Origin of the sequence: Streptomyces sp. NBC_00178, assembly GCF_036206005.1 — a bacterium.
Taxonomy (GTDB): Bacteria; Actinomycetota; Actinomycetes; order Streptomycetales; family Streptomycetaceae; genus Streptomyces.
The window spans coordinates 5,185,849-5,200,144 of sequence record NZ_CP108143.1; the positions used below are offsets into that span (position 1 = coordinate 5,185,849).

Annotated in this window: 12 protein-coding genes; 10 read left to right on the forward strand and 2 right to left on the reverse strand. The window is 72.0% G+C overall.

The window, feature by feature from the left end; translation table 11 throughout:
• Window positions 1–6: 6 nt before the first annotated feature.
• The gene (locus tag OHT61_RS22860) at window positions 7–807 is read right to left on the reverse strand and encodes an alpha/beta fold hydrolase (protein ID WP_329040781.1); all 801 of its coding nucleotides are present in this window, start codon (window positions 805–807) and stop codon (window positions 7–9) included.
• Window positions 808–869: 62 nt separating this feature from the next.
• The gene (locus tag OHT61_RS22865) at window positions 870–1,205 is read right to left on the reverse strand and encodes a DUF427 domain-containing protein (protein WP_329040783.1); all 336 of its coding nucleotides are present in this window, start codon (window positions 1,203–1,205) and stop codon (window positions 870–872) included.
• Window positions 1,206–1,270: 65 nt separating this feature from the next.
• Between OHT61_RS22865 and OHT61_RS22870 the strand changes: the two genes are divergently transcribed.
• The 10 genes from OHT61_RS22870 to OHT61_RS22915 all read left to right on the forward strand — a co-directional run bounded on the left by OHT61_RS22870 (window position 1,271) and on the right by OHT61_RS22915 (window position 14,260).
• Complete coding sequence (locus tag OHT61_RS22870; RefSeq protein WP_329040784.1) at window positions 1,271–1,810, forward strand: TIGR00730 family Rossman fold protein; 540 nt, start codon at window positions 1,271–1,273, stop codon at window positions 1,808–1,810.
• A gap of 50 nt (window positions 1,811–1,860) precedes the next feature.
• Window positions 1,861–2,550 carry an SDR family oxidoreductase gene (locus OHT61_RS22875; RefSeq protein ID WP_329040785.1) on the forward strand — a complete coding sequence of 230 codons (690 nt, stop codon included), beginning with the start codon at window positions 1,861–1,863 and terminating at the stop codon, window positions 2,548–2,550.
• Window positions 2,551–2,582: 32 nt separating this feature from the next.
• Entirely contained in the window at window positions 2,583–3,608 is a 1,026-nt protein-coding gene (locus OHT61_RS22880) for a methionine synthase (RefSeq protein ID WP_329040786.1), read from the forward strand.
• 23 nt (window positions 3,609–3,631) lie between these two features.
• Window positions 3,632–5,827 (forward strand): NAD-dependent DNA ligase LigA, encoded by a 2,196-nt coding sequence (gene ligA, locus OHT61_RS22885; protein ID WP_329040787.1) that lies wholly within the window; start codon window positions 3,632–3,634, stop codon window positions 5,825–5,827.
• Between the two features lie 299 nt (window positions 5,828–6,126).
• Entirely contained in the window at window positions 6,127–8,262 is a 2,136-nt protein-coding gene (locus OHT61_RS22890; RefSeq protein ID WP_329040789.1) for a putative bifunctional diguanylate cyclase/phosphodiesterase, read from the forward strand.
• Window positions 8,263–8,391: 129 nt separating this feature from the next.
• Window positions 8,392–8,688 (forward strand): Asp-tRNA(Asn)/Glu-tRNA(Gln) amidotransferase subunit GatC, encoded by a 297-nt coding sequence (gene gatC, locus OHT61_RS22895; protein ID WP_014153935.1) that lies wholly within the window; start codon window positions 8,392–8,394, stop codon window positions 8,686–8,688.
• 5 nt (window positions 8,689–8,693) lie between these two features.
• Window positions 8,694–10,196, forward strand: a complete 1,503-nt coding sequence (gatA, locus tag OHT61_RS22900) for an Asp-tRNA(Asn)/Glu-tRNA(Gln) amidotransferase subunit GatA (RefSeq protein ID WP_329040793.1) — start codon at window positions 8,694–8,696, stop codon at window positions 10,194–10,196.
• A 5-nt stretch (window positions 10,197–10,201) separates the two neighbouring features.
• Window positions 10,202–10,435, forward strand: a complete 234-nt coding sequence (locus tag OHT61_RS22905; protein ID WP_327122222.1) for a hypothetical protein — start codon at window positions 10,202–10,204, stop codon at window positions 10,433–10,435.
• Window positions 10,436–10,451: 16 nt separating this feature from the next.
• Window positions 10,452–11,960 (forward strand): Asp-tRNA(Asn)/Glu-tRNA(Gln) amidotransferase subunit GatB, encoded by a 1,509-nt coding sequence (gene gatB, locus OHT61_RS22910; RefSeq protein ID WP_329040794.1) that lies wholly within the window; start codon window positions 10,452–10,454, stop codon window positions 11,958–11,960.
• Window positions 11,961–12,148: 188 nt separating this feature from the next.
• On the forward strand, window positions 12,149–14,260 hold the full coding sequence (locus OHT61_RS22915) for a phosphocholine-specific phospholipase C (protein ID WP_329040795.1): 2,112 nt from the start codon (window positions 12,149–12,151) through the stop codon (window positions 14,258–14,260).
• Window positions 14,261–14,296 lie beyond the last annotated feature (36 nt).

The following is a 14,296-nucleotide window of genomic DNA, read 5'->3' on the forward strand; positions in this document are numbered from 1 at the left end:
CAGCCCTCAGGACGCCGTGCGCAGGGACGAGTCCCGGGCGAAGAAGTCCTCCAGGACCGGTGCGATCACATGCGGTGCCAGTTCGCTGGTCTGACCCGTCAGGGTGCGGTGCCTGGCACGGGGGACGGCCGCCGCCAGGGCGAGCGTCGTCTCGTGCGCCTGCGGGGTGCTGAAACCGCCCGTCACGACGAGAGTGCGTGCCGTGAGGGAGGCGAACCTCCCGACGGGCACCGCCCCGTCGCCCAGCAGCGCCTCGTCGTACGCGAGGGTGTGGGCCACCGCTTCGAGCCCCCGCCACAGTGGCGCCCGGCGCATCCGGGCGACCGTCGCCTCCGGGACCCCCGCACGCGCGAGGTGGAGTGCCACGGCCCCCGCCCGGTCGCCCGCCGCGAGCAGGCGGTGCAGCAGCGCCGTATGCCGGGACGCGTCCGGGCGTCCGGCGGGGCCGGATGTGTACGGCGGCTCGTAGACCGCCAGCAGGTCCACGGGCAGTCCGGCGGCGTGCGCCTCCAGGGCGAGCGCTCCGCCGGACAGCATGCCGAACAGCGAGACGCGCCCGCCCACCCGGGCCGCCACCGCCGCCAGGTCCTCGATCTCGCGGCGCACCGCGTACGGCCCGCTGTCGCCACTGCTCCCGCGGCCCCGGCGGTCGTACGTGACGACCGTGAAGCGCGGGGCCAGGAGCGCGGCCAGCGGCGCCTCGTCGGCCGCCGTGCCCAGGGCCCCGCCGACGAGGACCACCGGCGGCCCGTCGCCGCGGCGGCGATAGGCGATCGACGTGCCGTCGCGGGAGAGAGTCGTGTCCATGTGAGGGTGGACTCCCGGGCCCCGCGGAACTCATCGCCCCGGCGGAGAGAAGTTTCCGGGGGTCAGCCGGTGACCACCTCGGTGGCGTAGAAGCAGAAGTGGTCCTTGATCGGACCGACTTGGTCCCTGGGCTCCGGATAGGCCCACACGAGGTCCGCCGCACCGGGCAGCGACCAGTAGGACGCGTCGCCCTTGAACGGGCAGTGGGTACGGGTGGCGGACGGCGTCAGCAGGTCCGTGCGGACGTCCTCGGGCGGCAGGTAGTAGCGGACCGGACAGCCCGTCTCGCGCAGCACCAGCGGCCTGCGGCTCTCGGCGAGCACCTGTCCGTCGTGCACCGCCCGCACGTGCACGTCGGCGGGTTCCACGGTGATGGTGTGTCCTGTGGTGGAGGTCATATGTGCTTCAGCCCCCCGGGAGGCCGGTTTCTTCCCGCGTCCCGGGCCGGTCGTACGGTGTCCCCATGAACATCTGCGTCTTCCTCTCCGCCGCCGACCTCGACGACCGCTACACCGGGCCCGCACGCGAGTTCGCCGAGCTGCTGGGCCGGGGCGGGCACACCCTGGTCTGGGGCGGGTCCGAGAGCGGGCTGATGAAGGTCGTGGCCGACGGGGTGCAGGAGGCCGGCGGGCGGCTCGTCGGGGTCTCGGTCGACTTCCTTGCGGCGAAGGCGCGGACGGACGCCGACGAGATGGTGATCGCCAAGGACCTGGCCGAGCGCAAGGCCCTGCTCCTGGAGAAGGCCGACGCCGTCGTGATCATGGTCGGGGGAACCGGCACGCTCGACGAGGCGACCGAGATCCTCGAACTGAAGAAGCACGGCAAGCACGCCAAGCCCGTCGTGCTGCTCAACACCGCCGGGTTCTACGACGGTCTGCGCCAGCAGTTCCAGCGCATGGACGACGAGGGTTTCCTGCCGCTGCCCCTCACCGACCTGGTGTTCTTCGCGAAGGACGCCGTCGGCGCGCTCGCCTACCTGGAGGAGTCCGGCGGCCTGGGGTGAGGTCCGGGACACCGTGCGGAGGGCGCCGGGCGTGATGCGAGCATGAGGGCATGCCTACTCATCTCATCACCGGCGCCGGCTCCGGAATCGGCGAGGCCGTCGCCCGCCGCCTCCGGGAACGCGGCGACGACCTCGTGCTGCTCGCCCGCAACGCCGCCCGCGCCAGGGAACTGGCTGCGCTCCACCCCGGCGCCCGCACGCTCGTCGGCGACCTGGACAACCCCGACCGGCTCTCCTGGGCCTTCGGCCAGCAGACGATGCCCGACCGCCTCGACTCGCTGCTCCACGTCGCGGGAGTCGTCGAACTCGGCCGGATCGGCGAACTCACCCCGAAAGCCTGGCACTTCCAGATCAACGCCAATCTGATCGCCCCCGCCGAACTGACCCGGCTGCTGCTGCCCCAGGTGCGCGTCTCCCAGGGCCACGTCGTGTTCGTGAACTCCGGCGCCGGGCTGGCCGCGCACGCCGAATGGGGTGCCTACGCGGCCAGCAAGCACGGCCTCAAGGCGCTCGCCGACTCGCTGCGCCACGAGGAGCACGGCTCCGGGGTCCGCGTCACCACCGTCTACCCGGGCCGTACGGCGAGCCCCATGCAGGCCAAGGTCCACCAGCAGGAGGGCAAGGAGTACGACGCCTCGCGCTGGATCGACCCCGAGTCGGTGGCCACGACGATCGTGATGGCGCTCGATCTGCCCCGGGACGCCGAGGTCACCGACCTGACGGTCCGCCCCGGCCGCTGAGAGCGGCACCCCGGGGCCCGTAGGCTTTCCGCGTGAGCGAGAAGAGCGGGTTCAGCGCGAGTGCAGCCACCGGGATCGGGTCCATGCCGGGAGGGGACGCCCGGGAGACGGCCAGAACCGTGACGGGGTCCTTCGCCGACGGCCAGGGCATGCCGTACCTGGGGGAGCTGCCCGCGCGGGGACCCGGGGCCGACATGACCGGCCGGACGATCGGCATGCTCGTCGACCTGTACGGCCACGTCGAGCCCAGCGGCTGGCGCGTCAGCGACCGGCCCGGCCGCGACACCCGGCGCGCCCGCTCCTGGCTGGGCGAGGACCTCGACGCCCTGGAGGAGTTCACCCAGGGCTACGAAGGGCTGCTCAAGGTCCAGGCCGTCGGCCCCTGGACCCTGGCGGCAGGGCTCGAACTGCGCGGCGGGGAGGCCATGCTCGGCGACCCGGGGGCCTGCCGCGACCTGGCGGGCTCCCTCGCCGAGGGCCTGCGCTCCCACCTCGCCGAGGTGCGGCGCAGGATTCCCGGCGCGGAGGTCGTGCTCCAGCTCGACGAGCCCTCCCTGACCGCCGTACTGCGCGGGCGGGTGAGGTCCGCGAGCGGCTACCGCACCTACCGCGCGGTGGACCGGCAGGTCGTCGAAGGAGCGCTGCGCGACCTGCTCGCCGTCAACGGCTCCTCGCCCACGGTCGTCCACTCGTGCGCCCCCGAGGTGCCCTTCGCGCTGCTGCGCCGGGCCGGAGCGGGGGGCGTCTCCTTCGACTTCTCGCTGCTCACCGAGCGTGAGGAGGAGGCGATCGGGGAAGCCGTCGAGGGCGGTACCCAGCTCTTCCTCGGCGTGGTTCCCGGTCTCGACGGCGCCTCGACCGCATTGTCGGACCCTGGCGGTAGCGTCAAGGAGGTCAGGACGTTGTGGAGCAGGCTGGGGCTGAATCCGGGGACTCTCAGCGAGTCCGTCGTGATCACTCCGTCCTGCGGGCTCGCGGGGGCGTCGCCCGCGTACGCGCGCGCCGCGCTCGCCCACTGCGCCCGGGCCGCGAAGTCGCTCGCAGACAACCCTGAGTAACGGGTCAACGGGAGGAACGGACGATGGCCGGCGAAGAGCAGGCACAGCAGCTGACCGGTGTGCCGGCGGAGGTGCGTGAGCAGCACGCACTCCTCGCCGAGCAGATCGAGGACCACCGCTTCCGCTATTACGTGAAGGACCAGCCGGTCGTCAGCGACGCCGAGTTCGACCGGCTGATGCGCGCGCTGGAGGCCGTCGAGGACGAGCACCCCGCGCTGCGCACCCCGGACTCGCCGACCCAGAAGGTCGCGGGCCCGTACACCACGGAGTTCACCTCCGTCGAGCACCGGGAGCGCCTGCTCTCCCTGGACAACGCCTTCGACGACGCGGAACTCGCGGCCTGGGCCGAGCGTGTGGCCAAGGACGTGGGCCGGGGCGGCTACCACTTCCTGTGCGAGCTCAAGGTGGACGGGCTCGCGGTCAACCTCACCTACGAGCACGGCAGGCTGACCCGCGCGGCGACCCGCGGCGACGGCCGCACGGGCGAGGACATCACCCCCAACGTCCGTACGATCGCCGAGATCCCGCACCGCCTCGAAGGCGACCGGATTCCCGCCCTCGTCGAGATCCGCGGGGAGGTCTTCTTCCCCATGGAGGCCTTCGAAGGGCTCAACGCCCGGCTCGTCGAGGCCGGTGACAAGCCCTTCGCCAACCCGCGGAACGCGGCGGCGGGCTCGCTCAGGCAGAAGGACCCCAAGGTCACCGCAACCCGCCCGCTGCACATGGTGGTGCACGGCATCGGCGCCCGCGAGGGCTTCGACATCGACCGCCTCTCACAGGCCTACGACCTGCTGAGGGAGTGGGGCCTGCCCACCGCCCGGCACAACAAGGTCGTCGAGACGCTCGACGAGGTGCGGGAGTTCATCGGTTACTTCGGCGAGCACCGCCAGTCCGTCGAGCACGAGATCGACGGCGTCGTCATCAAGCTCGACGAGATCCCCCTCCAGGGCAGGCTCGGCTCCACCTCCCGCGCGCCGCGCTGGGCCATCGCCTGGAAGTACGCCCCGCAGGAGGTCAACACCAAGCTGGTCAACATCCGCGTGGGCGTGGGACGCACCGGCCGGGTCACGCCCTACGCCCAGGTGGAGCCCGTGGAGGTGGCGGGGTCGGAGGTGGAGTTCGCCACCCTCCACAACCAGAACGTCGTGAAGGCCAAGGGCGTCCTCATCGGGGACACGGTGGTGCTCCGCAAGGCGGGCGACGTCATCCCCGAGATCCTCGGCCCGGTCGTCGACCTCCGCGACGGCGGCGAGCGCGAGTTCGTCATGCCGTCGGAGTGCCCCGAGTGCGGGACGGCGCTGCGCCCCATGAAGGAGGGCGACATCGACCTCCGCTGCCCCAACGCCCGCTCGTGCCCGGCCCAGTTGAGGGAGCGGCTGGCATACCTGGCCGGCCGGAAGTGCCTGGACATCGACCACTTCGGCTACGTGGCCGCGGCGGCCCTGACCAGGCCGCTGGAACCCGCCGAGCCGCCGCTGCTGGACGAGGGCGACCTCTTCGGGCTGACGGTGGAGCAGCTGCTGCCCATCCGGGCGTACGTCCTGGACCCGGACAGCGGCCTGCCCAAGCGCGACCCGAAGACGGGCGAGGAGAAGATCGCCACCGTCTTCGCCAACCAGCAGGGCGAGCCGAAGAAGAACGCCCTCGGCATGCTGGAAGGCATCGCCGCCGCCAAGGAGGCACCGCTCGCCCGGATCCTGACCGGGCTCTCGATCCGCCACGTGGGACCGGTGGCCGCGGTGGAACTGGCCCGCCAGTTCCGCTCCGTCGACCGGATCGACGAGGCGTCCGAGGAGGAACTGGCCGCGGCCGACGGGGTCGGGCCCATCATCGCCGCCTCGGTCAAGCAGTGGTTCGCCGAGGACTGGCACCGCGAGATCCTGCGCAAGTGGCGTGAGGCCGGAGTCCGTATGGAGGACGAGGGCGCGGGCGCCGACGAGGGCCCCCGGCCCCTGGAGGGGCTCACCGTGGTCGTCACCGGCACGCTCGCGACGCACACCCGGGACGGTGCCAAGGACGCGCTCCAGAGCCTGGGCGCCAAGGTCACCGGCTCGGTGTCGAAGAAGACCTCCTTCGTCGTGGTGGGTGACAACCCGGGGTCGAAGTACGACAAGGCGATGCAGCTCAAGGTGCCCGTCCTCGACGAGGACGGCTTCGCCGTGCTCCTCGGACAGGGGCCGGATGCGGCCAGGGAGGCCGCTGTTCCCGCGGAGGCCTGATCGAGGCGCGATCGATACACAGGTGACGCGTGGCCCGTGCCCCGCGGGGAATCAAGGGGACGGGCCGGAAGGACCGGACCGGCCCGTCCGCACCACCCGTTCGGCGGACAGCGGGCGGCGCGGGCTCCCCGGTCCGCATTCGGGCAAGAGCTGCAGAGCGCTGCCCGCGCGGGCCTCCGGCGGCCTACTGTTGAACGAGCACCTGCCGTGCCCTGGCGCGGGGCGGGAATCGGGTCGTGTGGGCATGGGAGCGGGGGCCACCGTGGGACATCGGCACCGCCGGCTGTGAGAGGGACGGAATGGAACCGACCGAGAGCGCCGCACCGGTGTCGCGGCTGCAGGGTTTCGTGGGCCTGACGTCACGGGCGGGCACGGTGATCGTGGCGGTCGCCGCACTCCAGCTCGCCACCGGGTTCTACCGGACGGTCCAGGACGGACGCGCCCTGTTCCCCGACGGCGCCGCGGGCTGGTCGCTCGCCCTGCTCACCGGGATCATCGTGGGACATCTGGTCGCCCTCGGGCGCGACCGCTGGTGGGGCGGCACCGGTTCCGGTGCCGCCCTCACGCTTGCGGTCCTCCTGCTCTACGGCTGGGTGCCGGCCGGGCTGGTCAGCCTCGTCGTCGTGGTCCTCGTCGGCATGGCCAGGCGCCACCGCTGGTGGCAGGGCCTGTTACACGGTGCCGTGGACATACTCGGCGTCGGGGCCGCGGCGCTCGTGCTGTCGGCGTTCGGCGAGGCACCCACGGTCGAGACACCCTGGCGGCCACTCCACTGGGGCATCGCGGCCCTGCCGGAGGTGCTGCTCGCCGCAGCGGTGTACCTGCTCGTCACCCGAGCTCTTCTGTGGTACGCCCGGGCCTCCCGGACCGGCGGGCTGCCGACGATCGCCCGTACCGCGCTGCTGCGTCAGGGGCTCGTCGCGGTGGCCCTGCTCGGCATCGCCCCCCTGATCTGCGTGGTGGCCTCGGCCACGCCCGTGCTGCTGCCCCTCTTCGCCGTACCGCTGATCGCCCTCGACTCCACGCTGTGGATCGCCCGGGCGCGGGCCGAGGAGCAGCTGCGCGACCCGCTGACCGGCCTGCCGAACCGGCAGTGGCTGCTGGAGCGGACGTGGACCGCACTGGAGGAGACCCGGGGCACCGGCACCCGGTCCGCGCTCGTCCTGATCGACCTGGACCGCTTCCGGGCCGTCAACGACACCCTCGGACACCTGGCCGGTGACCGGCTCCTGCTCCAGATCGCGGAGCGGCTGCGGCTCGCCCTGCCGCGGGGTGCGGAAGCCGCGCGGCTCGGCGGCGACGAGTTCGCCGTCCTGCTGCCGACGGCGGACTCCACCACCAGCGCCCAGCGCGTCGCACGCCACCTCGTCGCCGCCCTCTCCTCGCCGCTCGACCTCGACGGACTGACCCTGGTGCTGGAGGCGAGCGCCGGGGTCGCCGTCCACCCCGACCACGCCCTCGACGCCGAGGGGCTGCTGCGGCGGGCGGACGTCGCCATGTACCAGGCCAAGCGGGACCGTACGGGCGTCGAGGTCTACGAGTCGAAGCGGGACAGCAACACCCCGGACCGGCTGGGCCTGCTGGGCGACCTGCGCCGCGCCCTGGACGCCCGGGAGGTGGAGCTCCACTACCAGCCGAAGGTCCGCTTCGACGGTCAGGTGGCGGGCCTGGAGGCCCTCGTCCGCTGGGTGCACCCGGAGCGCGGCCGGGTCCCCCCGGACGAGTTCATCGCGATCGCCGAGTCCTCCGGGCTCATGCCCCACCTCACGGAGTACGTGCTGGAGACGGCGCTGGCCCAGGTGGCCCGGTGGCGTGCCCAGGGCCTCTTCGTGCCCGTGGCCGTCAACGTCTCGCCCCGCGACGTCCACACGCCCGGCTTCGCGGGCAGCGTGGCGGCCCGGCTCGCCCGGCACGGCGTGCCTGCGGGGTCGCTGCAGCTGGAGATCACGGAACACGTCCTGCTGGAGGACCCGCAGCGGGCCGCCGACACCCTGGCGGGACTGACGGCGCACGGAGTGAAGATGTCGCTGGACGACTTCGGCACCGGCTACTCCTCCCTCGTCCACCTGCGGAAGCTGCCGGTGAGCGAGCTCAAGATCGACCGTTCGTTCGTGGCGCGGCTGGCCGTGGACCACGAGGACGCCGAGATCGTCCGCTGCACCATCGACCTCGCCCATTCGCTCGGGCTGATCGTGGTCGCCGAGGGCGTGGAGGACGACGAGACCTGGGAGCGGCTGCGGGACCTGCACTGCGACGCCGTGCAGGGCTGGCTCGTCGCGGCCGCGATGCCGCCGCAGGAGACGACGGCCTGGCTGAGGGCACGGGGCGAGCACGGCTGGCGGCGGCCGTCCGAGCTGAGGGCCGCGGCCGTGCTGCCCGAGCTGGAACCCAGGTCCGCGGGGCGCGCGCTCAACCCCGGACCGGCGACCGCCTGAGCCACGGGCACACCGGGCGGCCGTTTTGTCCTCAATCGGCGCCCGGCCCCGATCGGCTCGGCCACGGGCGTGCCCGGCGACCCCATAGGATTGGGCCAAAACCACACACCAAACCCTGAGGATCGCTGCATGCCTGGCATCACGCGCGAGGAGGTCGCCCACCTCGCCCGGCTGGCGCGTCTGGAGCTGAAGGGCGAAGAGCTCGAGCACTTCGCCGGTCAGCTCGACGACATCATCGGCGCGGTCGCCCGCGTCTCCGAGGTCGCCGACCAAGACGTACCGCCGACCTCCCACCCGCTGCCGCTGACGAACGTCATGCGCGCGGACGAGGTCCGTCCGTCGCTCACCCCCGAGCAGGCGCTCTCCGGCGCCCCGGCCCAGGAGCAGCAGCGTTTCAAGGTGCCGCAGATCCTGGGGGAGGACTAACAGCCATGACGGACATCAGCACCATCATCAAGCTCACCGCGGCCGAGATCGCCGCGAAGATCGCCTCCGGCGAGCTGACGGCCGTCGAGGTCACCGAGGCCCACCTGGCCCGGATCGACGCCATCGACGAGAAGGTCCACGCCTTCCTGCACATCGACCGTGAGGGCGCGCTCGCGCAGGCCCGCGCCGTCGACGCCAAGCGTGAGGCGGGCGAGAAGCTCGGCCCGCTGGCCGGCGTCCCGCTCGCGCTCAAGGACATCTTCACCACGAAGGACATGCCGACCACCGTCGGTTCGAAGATCCTCGAGGGCTGGGTCCCGCCCTACGACGCGACCCTCACCAGGAAGCTGAAGGCGGCCGACGTCGTCATCCTCGGCAAGACCAACATGGACGAGTTCGCCATGGGGTCCTCCACCGAGAACAGCGCCTACGGCCCGACCGGGAACCCGTGGGACCTCACCCGCATCCCGGGCGGCTCCGGCGGCGGCTCCTCCGCCGCGCTGGCCTCCTTCGAGGCGCCGCTGGCCATCGGCACGGACACCGGCGGTTCCATCCGCCAGCCCGCCGCCGTCACCGGCACCGTCGGCGTCAAGCCCACCTACGGCGGCGTCTCCCGCTACGGCATGGTCGCCTTCTCGTCCTCCCTCGACCAGGGCGGCCCCTGCGCCCGCACGGTCCTGGACGCGGCGCTCCTGCACGAGGTCATCGGCGGACACGACCCGCTCGACTCGACCTCCATCGACGCGCCGGTCCCGCCGGTCGTCGAGGCCGCGCGCAACGGCTCCGTACAGGGCATGCGCGTCGGCGTCGTCAAGCAGTTCTCGGGCGAGGGCTACCAGGCCGGCGTCGTCCAGCGGTTCAACGAGTCCGTCGAGCTGCTGAAGTCCCTCGGTGCCACGGTCGTCGAGCTCGACTGCCCGTCGTTCGACCTGGCGCTCTCGGCGTACTACCTGATCGCGCCGTCCGAGTGCTCCTCGAACCTCGCCCGCTTCGACGCCATGCGCTACGGCCTGCGGGTCGGCGACGACGGCACGCGCTCCGCCGAGGACGTCACCGCGCTCACCCGCGAGGCCGGCTTCGGCGACGAGGTCAAGCGCCGCGTCATCCTCGGTACGTACGCGCTCAGCTCCGGCTACTACGACGCGTACTACGGCTCGGCCCAGAAGGTCCGCACCCTCATCACCCGGGACTTCGAGAAGGCGTTCGAACAGGTCGACGTCATCGTCTCCCCGACGACGCCCACCACGGCCTTCCCGATCGGCGAGCGCGCCGACGACCCGATGGCGATGTACCTCGCGGACCTGTGCACCATTCCGACCAACCTCGCCGGTAATTCCGCCATGTCGCTTCCCTGCGGCCTGGCCCCGGAGGACGGGCTGCCGGTGGGGCTGCAGATCATCGCCCCCGCCATGAAGGACGACCGGCTGTACAAGGTCGGAGCCGCCGTCGAGGCCGCCTTCGTGGAAAAGTGGGGTCACCCGCTGCTTGAGGAGGCTCCGTCACTGTGAGTGCAATGACCAAGAAGGCCAAGAACTTCAAGAAGTCCAAGTCCGGCGTGTACCTGTCGCTCGGCACCACCGCCTTCGGCGCGCTGAGCGTCGCGAAGCAGGCCAAGCTCGCCCGGCAGGAGAGCGACACCCTCCGGCTGATCGACGCCGCCGTCTCGGCCGCCGCGATCGTCACCGGCCTGGCGATCCTCTACCGCGAACTCAAGCGTCTCGGCGACGACGACGTCCTGCTGGGCTGAGAGGGAAAGTTTCACCGTGACTGTCATTGACCTGGAGTCGTACGAGGACGCCCTCGCGACGTACGACCCCGTCATGGGCCTCGAGGTCCATGTCGAGCTGGGCACCAAGACCAAGATGTTCTGCGGCTGCTCCACCGAGCTCAAGCAGGACGCCAACTCGCAGACCTGCCCTGTCTGCCTCGGGCTGCCGGGCGCGCTCCCGGTCGTCAACGAGATCGGCGTCGAGTCCGCCATCAAGATCGGGCTCGCGCTGAACTGCGAGATCGCCGAGTGGTGCCGCTTCGCCCGGAAGAACTACTTCTATCCGGACATGCCGAAGAACTTCCAGACCTCGCAGTACGACGAGCCGATCGCCTTCAACGGCTACCTGGACGTCCAGCTGGAGGACGGCGAGATCTTCCGCGTGGAGATCGAGCGCGCCCACATGGAGGAGGACACCGGCAAGTCGACGCACGTCGGCGGTGCCACCGGCCGCATCCACGGCGCCTCCCACTCGCTGCTCGACTACAACCGTGCGGGCATCCCCCTCATCGAGATCGTCACCAAGCCGATCGAGGGAGCGGGCGCACGCGCCCCCGAGGTCGCCAAGGCGTACGTCGCCGAGCTCCGCGAGCTCATCAAGGCGCTCGGCGTCTCCGAGGCCCGCATGGAGATGGGCCAGATGCGCTGCGACGTGAACCTGTCGCTGCGCCCGCACGGCCGCGAGGCGTTCGGTACGCGCTCCGAGACGAAGAACGTCAACTCGCTGCGCTCCGTCGAGCGCGCCGCCCGCTTCGAGATCCAGCGCCACGCCGCGGTGCTGAACTCCGGCGGGACGATCGTGCAGGAGACCCGGCACTTCCACGAGGAGGACGGCTCCACCACGGCCGGCCGCATCAAGGACAACGCCGAGGACTACCGCTACTTCCCCGAGCCGGACCTGGTGCCGGTCGCCCCGTCCCGCGCCTGGGTCGAGGAGCTCCGCAAGGAGCTTCCCGAGCTGCCGCGGCTCCGCCGTCAGCGGCTGAAGGACGAGTGGGGCGTCAACGAGCACGACATGCAGTCCATCCTCAACGCGGGCGCGGTCGACCTGATCGTCGCCACGACCGAGGCGGGCGCGCCGTCCGACCAGGCCCGCAAGTGGTGGATGGGCGAGCTCGCCCGTAACGCCAACGAGACCGGCCGCAGCCTGGACGAGCTGCCGGTCACCCCGGCGCAGGTCGCCCGGGTGGCCGCACTCGTCGCGTCCGGTGACCTCAACGACAAGCTGGCGCGCCAGGTTCTCGAGGGTGTCCTCGCGGGCGAGGGCGACCCGGACACCGTCGTCGAGAAGCGCGGCCTGAAGGTCGTCTCGGACGAGGGCGCGCTGGGCACGGCGGTCGACGAGGCCATCGCGGGCAACGCGGCGATCGCCGACAAGATCCGCGGCGGAAAGGTCGCCGCCGCCGGCGCCCTGGTCGGCGCGGTCATGAAGGCCACCCGTGGCCAGGCCGACGCCGCGCGGGTGCGTGAACTGATCCTGGAGAAGCTCGGCGTCGAGGGCTGACCCGGGCCCACACCGCAGGGGCGGAGCATCCACCGGATGCTCCGCCCCTGCGGCGTGTGCGGCCCCCGGCCGGCGCAGGCTGTGCGCGGCGCCTGCCGGACATTCACCACCGGGCCGTGCGCACGCCTTCCGGCCGCCACCTCGCTTGTCTACCTTCCTGGCGTACCACTGGTTCTCGGGAGGCTCACATGGCTACGGACTTTTCACGGCGGCGGCTCTTCACACTGGGCGGCGGCGCCCTCGGGGCCGCAGCCGCGGGCTCGCTGCTGCCTCCGTCGCTCCAGGCCGCCATGGCCGCGCAGCCGCAGCAGGCCACGGGATCCGGTGGCCTCGCGGACATCAGGCACGTGGTCGTCCTGATGCAGGAGAACCGTTCGTTCGACCACTACTTCGGCATGCTCCGCGGAGTCCGCGGCTTCGGCGACCGCAATGCGATCGAGCTGCCGTCGGGCAGGCCCGTCTTCGAGCAGCCGGGACCGGCCGGTACCGCGGTGCTGCCCTTCCCCGTGCGCGAGGCGGCCGCCACGCAGAAGCAGGACCTCCAGTACATCGGTGCCCTCGACCACTCCTGGAGCGGTGGCGGCAAGGCGTGGGCCGACGGGTGGATGAACGGCTGGGTGACCGCGAAGACCGCCGCGACCATGGCGTACTACGACCGCCGGGACATCCCGCTGCACTACGAACTGGCCGACACCTTCACGGTCTGCGACGCCTACCACTCCTCCGTCCACACCTCGACGAGCCCCAACCGCAACCATCTCTGGAGCGGGAAGACGGGCTTCGAGGCGAACGGCTCCCGGGCCGTCGGCAACGACGCATACGACGAGGGCACCCACCCCGGCTACGGCTGGGGCACGTACGCGGAGCGGCTGGAGAAGGCCGGGCGCAGCTGGCGCACGTACACCGAGTGGGAGAACTTCACCGACAACCAGATCGAGTTCTTCAGCACCTTCAAGGCGCTGGCCCGCAAGGCCCTGGTCAGGACCGGCGGCCACACCTACATGGAGTCCTTCTACGCGGCGGTCCGGGACGCCGGGGCGGGGCCCGAGCGCGACCGGCTGCTCGGACTGCTGGAGGACGGCGTCGCGATGCTGACCCGCCCGGAGCGAAGCCTCTTCGAACGCGGTCTGCGCCGGGTGGAGACGGGGACGCTGGCCGACGCCTTCGCCGCCGACGTCGCCGCGGGCACGCTGCCCGCGGTGTCCTACCTGGTGCCGTCCGCGGTCGACTCCGAGCATCCGAGCGTCTCGTCCCCGGTCCACAGCGCGACGATCGTCTACAAGATCCTCGACGCGCTCGGCAGGCACCCCGACGTGTGGCGGCACACCGCCGTCATCATCAACTACGACGAGAACGACGGCTTCTTCGACCACGTGCCGCCGCCGGTCCCTCCCGTCGAGGTCACCGAGGAACGCTGGGAGGGCAAGCCCACCGGGCTCGGTGTGCGGGTGCCGCTCCTGGTGGTGTCACCGTGGACCGTCGGCGGCTACGTCTGCTCCGAGGTCTTCGACCACACGTCGGTGGTGCGCCTCCTGGAGCGCTGGACGGGCGTGGCGGAGCCGAACATCGGCGACTGGCGCCGTTCGGTCACCGGCGACCTCACCTCGGTCTTCGACTTCCGCCGGACGCAGCGCAGCCCTGAGATCGCACCCCCGGGCGCCGTCCCGCCCTTCGGCGGGCGGTGGCAGCCGCGGCCGCCCGCCGACCAGCGCATGCCCGTCCAGGAGGCCGGCGTCCGCCCCGCCAGGCCGCTGCCCTACCAGCCCGACGCACAGGCGGTGCTGATGGACGGCGACCGGCTGCGGCTGTCCCTGACCAACACCGGAAGGTCCTCCACGCACTTCGCGCTGTACCCGTACGCAGGGGAGTTCCCCGTCCCGCAGCACCGCGACGTCCGGAGGAAGGCCGAGCTGACCGTGCCCCTCCACGGTGAGCGGTACCGGTTCACGGTCACCGGGCCGAACGGCTTCCGGCGGGAGTTCGAGGGCACCGCGGACAGCCCCGCCGAACTCGCCACGAGGATCGACGCCGACGAGCGCGACCTGCACCTCACCCTGCGCAACACCGGCCGCCGGACCCTGACCTTCGTCGTCCGGCCGCTGGCGTACGTCGAGGAGGACGACCTGCTGGACTGGACCCGGAGGGTCGAGGTCAAGCCGGGCCGCAGCCGCACCGTCGTCCACTCGGCGGCCGACTCCCACGGCTGGTACGACCTCGACGTGACGGCGGACGCGGAGGGGTCCTTCCGGCGGCGTCTGATGGGCCACATCGAGAACGGCAGGCCGAGCGTCTCCGGCTGACGGGCCCCGCCTCCCGCGCACCCACGGGACCCCTGG